9 protein-coding genes and 1 CRISPR repeat array are annotated in these 7731 nt (G+C 38.7%); of the genes, 7 read left to right on the forward strand and 2 right to left on the reverse strand.

Annotated elements, in window-relative coordinates:
- Positions 1-254 precede the first annotated feature (254 nt).
- The gene (gene cas1, locus H6G77_RS29410) at positions 255-2273 is read left to right on the forward strand and encodes a CRISPR-associated endonuclease Cas1 (RefSeq protein WP_190873443.1); all 2019 of its coding nucleotides are present in this window, start codon (positions 255-257) and stop codon (positions 2271-2273) included.
- Positions 2274-2578: 305 nt separating this feature from the next.
- A CRISPR array of direct repeats spans positions 2579-3704; the repeat unit is 35 nt; unit sequence GTTTTAAATCCTTTACCCCTCACGGGGATGGAAAC.
- A gap of 56 nt (positions 3705-3760) precedes the next feature.
- On the opposite strand, the gene H6G77_RS29415 is transcribed toward cas1 (H6G77_RS29410), so the two are convergent.
- A complete protein-coding gene (locus H6G77_RS29415) occupies positions 3761-3985 on the reverse strand; it encodes a type II toxin-antitoxin system Phd/YefM family antitoxin (RefSeq protein ID WP_190670438.1) in 225 nt (74 codons plus the stop codon).
- 29 nt (positions 3986-4014) lie between these two features.
- On the opposite strand from H6G77_RS29415, the gene H6G77_RS35950 reads away from it, so the two are divergent.
- The 6 genes from H6G77_RS35950 to H6G77_RS29440 all read left to right on the forward strand — a co-directional run bounded on the left by H6G77_RS35950 (position 4015) and on the right by H6G77_RS29440 (position 7367).
- Entirely contained in the window at positions 4015-4131 is a 117-nt protein-coding gene (locus tag H6G77_RS35950) for a DUF4351 domain-containing protein (protein WP_242049342.1), read from the forward strand.
- A 341-nt stretch (positions 4132-4472) separates the two neighbouring features.
- Positions 4473-5519, forward strand: coding sequence for a CRISPR-associated endonuclease Cas1 (gene cas1, locus H6G77_RS29420; RefSeq protein ID WP_190873444.1), 1047 nt, complete (start codon positions 4473-4475; stop codon positions 5517-5519).
- Positions 5519-5797, forward strand: coding sequence for a CRISPR-associated endonuclease Cas2 (gene cas2, locus H6G77_RS29425; protein WP_190588575.1), 279 nt, complete (start codon positions 5519-5521; stop codon positions 5795-5797). Before cas1 (H6G77_RS29420) ends, cas2 begins: the two co-directional genes overlap by 1 nt.
- A gap of 257 nt (positions 5798-6054) precedes the next feature.
- Positions 6055-6324, forward strand: coding sequence for a hypothetical protein (locus H6G77_RS29430; RefSeq protein WP_190873445.1), 270 nt, complete (start codon positions 6055-6057; stop codon positions 6322-6324).
- 385 nt (positions 6325-6709) lie between these two features.
- Positions 6710-7015 (forward strand): hypothetical protein, encoded by a 306-nt coding sequence (locus tag H6G77_RS29435; protein ID WP_190873446.1) that lies wholly within the window; start codon positions 6710-6712, stop codon positions 7013-7015.
- A 121-nt stretch (positions 7016-7136) separates the two neighbouring features.
- Complete coding sequence (locus H6G77_RS29440) at positions 7137-7367, forward strand: hypothetical protein (RefSeq protein WP_190670444.1); 231 nt, start codon at positions 7137-7139, stop codon at positions 7365-7367.
- Positions 7368-7527: 160 nt separating this feature from the next.
- On the opposite strand, the gene H6G77_RS36675 is transcribed toward H6G77_RS29440, so the two are convergent.
- The gene (locus H6G77_RS36675) at positions 7528-7719 is read right to left on the reverse strand and encodes a hypothetical protein (protein WP_396020684.1); all 192 of its coding nucleotides are present in this window, start codon (positions 7717-7719) and stop codon (positions 7528-7530) included.
- Positions 7720-7731: the final 12 nt, after the last annotated feature.

Here is a 7731-nt window from a genome sequence, read left to right on the forward strand (position 1 = left end):
ACGTCTTTTGAACAAACTTAGTCATAATTTTTGAATTGGCATCAGTCATATACGAACTCATATAAAAGACTCAATAACCCAGACACGAACTCATATATAGCACTGCAACAATTAAATTCAAGGTACTAAAAGAAGTTTTACACCTTTTAAATACCTAGTTAGATCCCCGACTTCTTCAAGAAGTCGGGGATCTAAATCCAGCTTCAAACCATCTTGCTTTTGCCTTTTAACTTTTAACTTTTAACTTATTCATCATGTTCACCTTAGAACATCTGCGTTTCGCATGGTTGCAAGTTCGTGCGGGAAGTAAGACTGCGGGTGTTGATGGGATTTCTGTTGAATTATTCGAGTCAATGGCTACCGAACAATTGCAGAATATTGCCTATCAACTCAATCATGAAGCTTACAAAGCCAGTCCCGCCAAGGGATTTTATGTCCCTAAGAAAAATGGTGATAAACGATTGATTGGTATCTCGACTGTGCGGGATAGAATTGTCCAGCGATTACTACTTGATGAGTTGTATTTTCCTTTAGAAGATACATTTCTAGATTGCAGCTATGCTTATCGTCCAGGACATAATATCCAACAAGCAGTACAGCATTTATATAGGTACTATCAATATCAACCGAAATGGATAATTAAGGCTGATATTGCGAATTTTTTTGACAATCTGTCTTGGGCATTGTTGTTAACTTTTTTGGAGCAGTTATCACTAGAACCAATTATCTTACAGTTACTAGAACAACAGTTGCAATCAGGAATTATCATTGTTGGACAATATCGCAATTTTGGTAAGGGAGTATTACAAGGAGGGATACTTTCTGGTGCTTTGGCTAATTTATATTTGACTGATTTTGATAAAAAATGTCTCAGTCAAGGTATTAACTTAGTACGGTATGGTGATGATTTTGTGATTGCTTGTAATAGTTGGCAAGAAGCAAACCGCATCCTCGACAAAATTACTGTTTGGTTGGGAGAGGTTTATTTAACTCTCCAACCAGAGAAGACACAGATTTTTACTCCTGATGATGAGTTTACCTTTTTAGGTTATCGCTTTGCTGGTGGTGAAGTTTATGCACCGCCACCACCAGAACCTGTACGCCCAGGTGAATGGGTAATTAATGATTCGGGTACGCCTTATTTTCGCACTAAACCAAGACCAATAAAACCAGTTTCTCGTCCGCCTAAAGCTTGCAGTATCGACAAGCCAATTAACTTTCCTAGAGCATCTTTATCTCATTACTGGCAGGATACTATGACTACTTTATATATAACCGACCAAGGCGCATATTTAAGCCTTAAAAATCAGCAGTTTCAGGTTTTTTATCAAGGTCAATTACGCATTAAAGTCCCGGTAATGCGGGTGAGTAATGTAGTTTTGTTTGGTTGTTGTAATGTATCTCACGGTGCGGTGAGTATGGCGTTGCGGCGAAGGATTCCGATTATGTATTTATCGCAGAAGGGTAGGTATTTTGGGAGGTTGCAAGTTTCTGGTGATGCTAAGGTTGAATATTTGATGTTGCAAGTAGAACGTTGCCAAAATCCTGAATTTACACGAACTATAGCAGAAGTAATTGTGACAGCTAAAATTCATAACTCTCGAATTTTATTGATGCGTTTAAAACGCCGAAAATCATCAGAATTTGACGATAATCTTGTCAAAGAAGCAATCAAAGATTTAGATATTTTGATGGATAAATTACCTTTTGCAGAAAGTATGGATGCGTTGCGAGGATATGAAGGAAGAGCCGCAACAGTTTATTTTCAAGCATTAGGAAGTTTATTTTCTGGTGCGTTTAAATTTGAAAAGCGTACCAAACGCCCACCAACTGACCCTGTAAATAGCCTTTTAAGTTTAGGATATACGTTACTCAGCCATAATATTTTCTCGTTTATCCAAGCTGTAGGATTGCACAGTCATTTTGGTAATCTTCATGTTCCCCGCGATAATCACCCAGCTTTGGTTAGCGATTTAATGGAGGAATTTCGCGCTCAACTAGTTGATTCTTTAGTGGCTTATTTGATTAATTCCAATATTTTCACAGAGGATGATTTTACTTCTCCTGATGAAAAAGGAGGCGTATATCTACAACCCCATACGTTGAAAAAGTTTCTCAAGCACTGGGAAGAAAAGTTGCAGTCTGAGTTAACGCACCCCAACACAGGATATAAGGTGAGTTTTCGTAGGTGTTTAGAGTTACAAGTGCGAGAGTACGTAGCTTGTCTGACAAGAGAGGTAAAAATCTATCGACCAATGATTTGGAAACCTTAATCAAGAAATTGCATCATGTTGATTAGTATGGTATTGTTTATACCAACGCCTGCACCATGAAAATTCAATCAACATGGTTAGTTTCCTAAAGCCATTTTGTAAAGAAATGTAAACTGAGGGGGTCATCCAAAGGCTGAAAAGCTGATTGTTTCGTAGACCCCCTCAGATGGCTTACTGTATAAGGGTTTGAGTGGCTTTGAAACTGCTTTATTGTCAATAACTATGGCTTGTTGACAGTAAAAATAGACCCCCCTCAGTTTTATGGTTCTGTAAGCCTTATTTGGTAAGCTCTCTGTAAGAGTAGGGTTTTAAATCCTTTACCCCTCACGGGGATGGAAACAGTTTGTCGTTTTTCTCAACGCGGACGCGAGAAAGAGTTTTAAATCCTTTACCCCTCACGGGGATGGAAACGCAATGGCGGCGTTGGCGTTGGCGTTGGCGTTGGCGTTGTTTTAAATCCTTTACCCCTCACGGGGATGGAAACTTATTGTAGAATAACGTGTTCACGTAAAAAATGCATTGGTTTTAAATCCTTTACCCCTCACGGGGATGGAAACTTAAAGCATCATTTTCGAGCTTTCCGAGAAAATGTTTTAAATCCTTTACCCCTCACGGGGATGGAAACAAGAAGGATATTTTAAATCTCCTTCCTGAATTTGAGTTTTAAATCCTTTACCCCTCACGGGGATGGAAACTTTCAACCTGAAATCTTTTATTGATTTCAAAACTCCCAGAAAGTTTTAAATCCTTTACCCCTCACGGGGATGGAAACTTGTTACAAATTCTCCTCTGTAACTTAATAAAAATACTCGTTTTAAATCCTTTACCCCTCACGGGGATGGAAACATTCTGGTGCAAGATCTGGAACCATATTGAATAACATCATCAGTTTTAAATCCTTTACCCCTCACGGGGATGGAAACCGGGATTTTTCGTTGTGTAGTAGGAGGGATTTCAGAGGTTTTAAATCCTTTACCCCTCACGGGGATGGAAACGATAAGCCTGTAAGAGCTTCTATCCTCATTTCCAATCGTTTTAAATCCTTTACCCCTCACGGGGATGGAAACTTGCTTCTTTTTCTGCTGTTGCCTGTAGTTTATAATGTTTTAAATCCTTTACCCCTCACGGGGATGGAAACTAACATGCTGCAACAGTCTTGCACATTATTGCAAAGAGTTTTAAATCCTTTACCCCTCACGGGGATGGAAACCTTCCAATGCAGGTAAACTGCGTGGCCGTTTTCTATTAAGTTTTAAATCCTTTACCCCTCACGGGGATGGAAACATTGTCCTTTTTTGTATTCGGCACCGAAAGCTTCGATAAGCGTTTTAAATCCTTTACCCCTCACGGGGATGGAAACAGGAGAGGGTCGTCCAGTACCATGTGGAAGGGACGGGTTTTAAATCCTTTACCCCTCACGGGGATGGAAACTTTACGCCGATGGTTCCTAAAATTTGCAAAAACTCATTGAGTTTTAATTCCTTTTTTCAAACACCCTCTAAGGGCAATAATCCTTCGTCCACGTCGGCAAAGTCTTCGTCCAATGGTTCAAGGGTAGAAAGTGTTTGCAGGAGTGATTTTTTCTGAATGGGGGATATGATGGCGAAGGGGACACCATTTTGGATGATAGTGAGGGGTTCGCCTGTTTTTTGAGCTTGGTTAATTAGGTTTTGGACAGTTTCGGGAAGTTCTGCAAGGGTAATTTGTTTCATGGTGGTTTGTGGGATTTGGGGATGGAGGCTTGGCGTACATCTATTTTACCTGTGACTGTACTTTTACCCCTGGATGGGGAGAAGAGTTGTTAAATTTCTCAGAAGTGGCTGAACTCGAAGCTTGGCTAAATCAACAAAAAGTATAAACAATCACTTTATTGTTTTAGATATGCTTAAGTCTGGGATACTAAGTAGTTAAACATAATTAATTACACAAAGTCATTGCGAATGGAGCGAAGCGAAATGAAGCAATCGCAAGGGCTGGGATTGCTTCGCTTCGCTCGCAATGACTGTAATTAATTTTGCGTGGTTACTTATTTCCAGCTTTTTTTAATGCCTTGTTAGCAACTCATATAACTCATATACCAAGTCATATAAAAATTGCTTAAACGCAAATATGAACCCATATATCAACATGAAAAAATTGAAACATAGGTAAAGAAAGAAAAGTTTTTTACCTACAACTAAACCTAGTTGACTTCAATTTATGTCTACCATTTACATCACAGAACAAGACGTATCATTCCAAATTCAACACCAATATTTAAAGGTGTTTTCTCAACAAAATCAACGCATCTGTATTCCAATTCGGAATATCAATCAGTTCATCATTTTTGGGAATATCAGTTTACCAAAAGAAGTAATTAAACTTGTTACTTCATATCAGATTCCCGTCTTATATCTAACCCAAACTGGTGAATATTTAGGCAGACTAGAAAATCCGTCCCAAACACGAGCTAAATATTTCAGCTACCAGCGTAGACACGCAAGCAAGACTGAATTTAACCGCGCTATAGCAGAAAGTATTATCTGGGCAAAACTGCACAATCAGCATACTCTTTTGCAAAACTGGAATCGTCACTATGCTAATTACACAACCCAAAGAGCATTAAATTATCTAATGCTCTTGATGGATAATTTATCAGTAGCACCAGGAATCGAAGAACTACAGGAATACAGCGAAGAAGCTGATAATATTTATTACTGTGCTTTGACTTCTTTACTCAGCTTCTACAATAGTTCTCCATATATCAATAGAAAGCGTATTAGTGGACTCATCGATTTAGGCAACCAACTGCTACACCAATATATTTACACGCTGCTAAATACAGTAGGACTCGACCCCAACTATGCAATCTTACACCACAAAGAGCATGATGAACTACCTTTAGCATGGGACTTCACCGCAGAATTTCGCGCACTGATGGTTGATGACTTGGTGCTAAATTTTATCCGAAATTTAGCTAATACTAATGGTAATGGTAATGGTAACGGGAAAAACCACTCTCACAAACTTCTGCAAAAGTTTCTCCAACATTGGGAAGGAAAACTACGCACTTTTGTACTACATCCTTATGGTGGAGAAATAAGTTATCGCCAATGTCTTGATTTACAGGTGCGAGAATATCTTGCATCTTTACTGGGAGATGTAGAATTTTATCGTCCCTTGGCGTTGAAGTTTCATCCTGCAAATTCTGATTTCATCAACACTACTAAACCGCCAACTGTTCCTCTAAAGCTGGTGAAACAATAATGTTTTATTTAGTTTGTTACGACATTGTTAGTGATACACGTCGCAACAAAGTCGCAAAACTTTTAGAGTCTTATGGTTTGCGGGTGCAGAAGTCGGTTTTTGAGTGTGTGTTGGATGAAAATCAATATGAAACTTTATCCAAATACCTGTTTCGACTTGTGAATAAACGCGAAGACCAAGTGAGATTCTATCCAATGTCTGCACACAACCGTTGCAAAGTTGCAGTGTTGGGAACACAACCTGAGTTTGTAGTAGATGACGCAGCATTTATCGTTTAGCTCACGCAACCGCAAACAAAGTATTAAGTAACCACGCAAAATTAATTACAGTCATTGCGAGCGAAGCGAAGCAATCCCAGCCCTTGCGATTGCTTCATTTCGCTTCGCTCCATTCGCAATGACTTTGTGTAATTAATTATGTTTAACTACTTACCCACATAAATTATCGCAAAATGAACGCTGAGAAAAAATCACGCGCTCCACCTGTGCAAAAGTCTCTACGCTTCGGTCGAGTTTGCACATTTGGAAACTTTTGAATGCACATTCAAGCTGTTAAATTCCGTTTGATTTTCGCTGCAAAAGCCCAAAAACAACTTGATTCGTTATCTCTAAAAGACCGCAAACAATACGATAAAGCTTTTGAATGTTTCGCTAATAATGGCCCTGCATATCGCAGTTTAAGAACCCATCGCTATTACTGCAAAGATGGTGAAATTTGGAGTTCTTCTGCATCAATGGCGAAAAGATTTTACTGGCATTATACGGAGGAACAAAGCATCATTATCACACATTTAGATTCGCACTAATCATGTAATAAATTTGGAAGAACCCCTCTCCAAACCTCTCCCCGACGCGGGGAGAGGCTTAAGACCCTCATTTTTTGGTACTCAGTTATAGATTTTGAGCAGCTTTAGCTACAAGCAGGGTTGGGGTTAGGTTCTGTCCAAATCACGTTAAACAATCAGGACTTATGCAGGTGTCGTAATTGGTGGTTGGTGCGTGACGCTATAAGTCTCATGACTACGTTCAAATCTTCTTGCTGCGTCACACACCCTACAGGAAAAATTGCCAGTTGCATAAGTCTTAATAATGTTGGGGTTCACTTCGTTACACCCAACCTACCACTTTTTACGACTTCTAATCTTGGCTCTTTCTTTTGCCTTTTTACTTTTTACTTTTTACTTATTCACTATGTCTAATCTTCGTCGAATCACTGCACGCGAACAACATCTGATTTTACTCTATAGCAATTGGGAATTGAGTATGACACCAGCACAATTTTATGCCAAATGGTCTGTAAGTTATGAACTAATTGCCTTGATATGTTCCCGTTCTGATTCAACAGTAAGAGGTTGGTTCAGAAGTAGCTCTAATCGACGCTATCCCACACATAATGATTTACTTCATTTGGCTTTGATGGATTTTTTTCTAGAACATTTTGAGGAGATTCCTGAACAGGTTTTGCATTGGTTATGCTTTAATCAGCATGACTCATAGTTTAAGTAATTTGTCAATAGCATCTTGCTCTGTCTTAACAAATACTCATTAGCTACTTTGATAATAGTCAATTTTAAAGCTGAATTTCTGGGTATTTTATAACATTTGCAAGGTGGTTATAATGACCTATCAAGAGCAACTGCATCCTTGGTGCATTATTCGGGTTTTATCTAATCAACAACTGTCAGATAATGCTGGCGATATTTCTAATGTTATTGCAAGATTTCGTCGCCGTGATGATGCAGTTGCTTATTTACAAGTGTTGCAACATTCAAGCAAAAATATCAAGTTTTTGATTATTTTTGATATGCAAGGAGTGAGAAATTTACCCAAGAATAAAGCTTTAAGTTGATTGACTACCGAAACACCTGCGTTTTTATAGCGTGGCATAACAATATTATTATCCCTAGCGATCGCCTAAACCGTTTGCTAGGGATTTTTTATTATCCCCTTGTGGGGATGAAACAAGATAAAATACAAGGACTGTGATTCAAATACAGCACCTACGGCTGTTATGAGGTACAGTAGCAGCAACTAGCAAACCAGTTTCTTAAATGTTGAGGATTTATTAAGTCGAGTGCAACTGAGATTAGTTTATCAACCATTTCTGTTGTAGTTGGAGCAAAATTGCGTAAAAAAGATTTAAGTTGTGACCACCATAATTCAATTGGATTAAAATCGGGGGAGTATGGGGATAAACAAATAACTTTCGCACC

Source organism: Aulosira sp. FACHB-615 (genome assembly GCF_014698045.1).
Lineage (GTDB): Bacteria > Cyanobacteriota > Cyanobacteriia > Cyanobacteriales > Nostocaceae > Nostoc_B.

Coding starts and splice junctions, on each gene's coding strand:
- cas1 (WP_190873443.1), top strand. CDS start 255: ATGTTCACCTTAGAACATCTGCGTTTCGCATGGTTGCAAGTTCGTGCG.
- H6G77_RS29415 (WP_190670438.1), bottom strand. CDS start 3,985: ATGAAACAAATTACCCTTGCAGAACTTCCCGAAACTGTCCAAAACCTA.
- cas1 (WP_190873444.1), top strand. CDS start 4,473: ATGTCTACCATTTACATCACAGAACAAGACGTATCATTCCAAATTCAA.
- cas2 (WP_190588575.1), top strand. CDS start 5,519: ATGTTTTATTTAGTTTGTTACGACATTGTTAGTGATACACGTCGCAAC.
- H6G77_RS29430 (WP_190873445.1), top strand. CDS start 6,055: ATGCACATTCAAGCTGTTAAATTCCGTTTGATTTTCGCTGCAAAAGCC.
- H6G77_RS29435 (WP_190873446.1), top strand. CDS start 6,710: ATGTCTAATCTTCGTCGAATCACTGCACGCGAACAACATCTGATTTTA.
- H6G77_RS29440 (WP_190670444.1), top strand. CDS start 7,137: ATGACCTATCAAGAGCAACTGCATCCTTGGTGCATTATTCGGGTTTTA.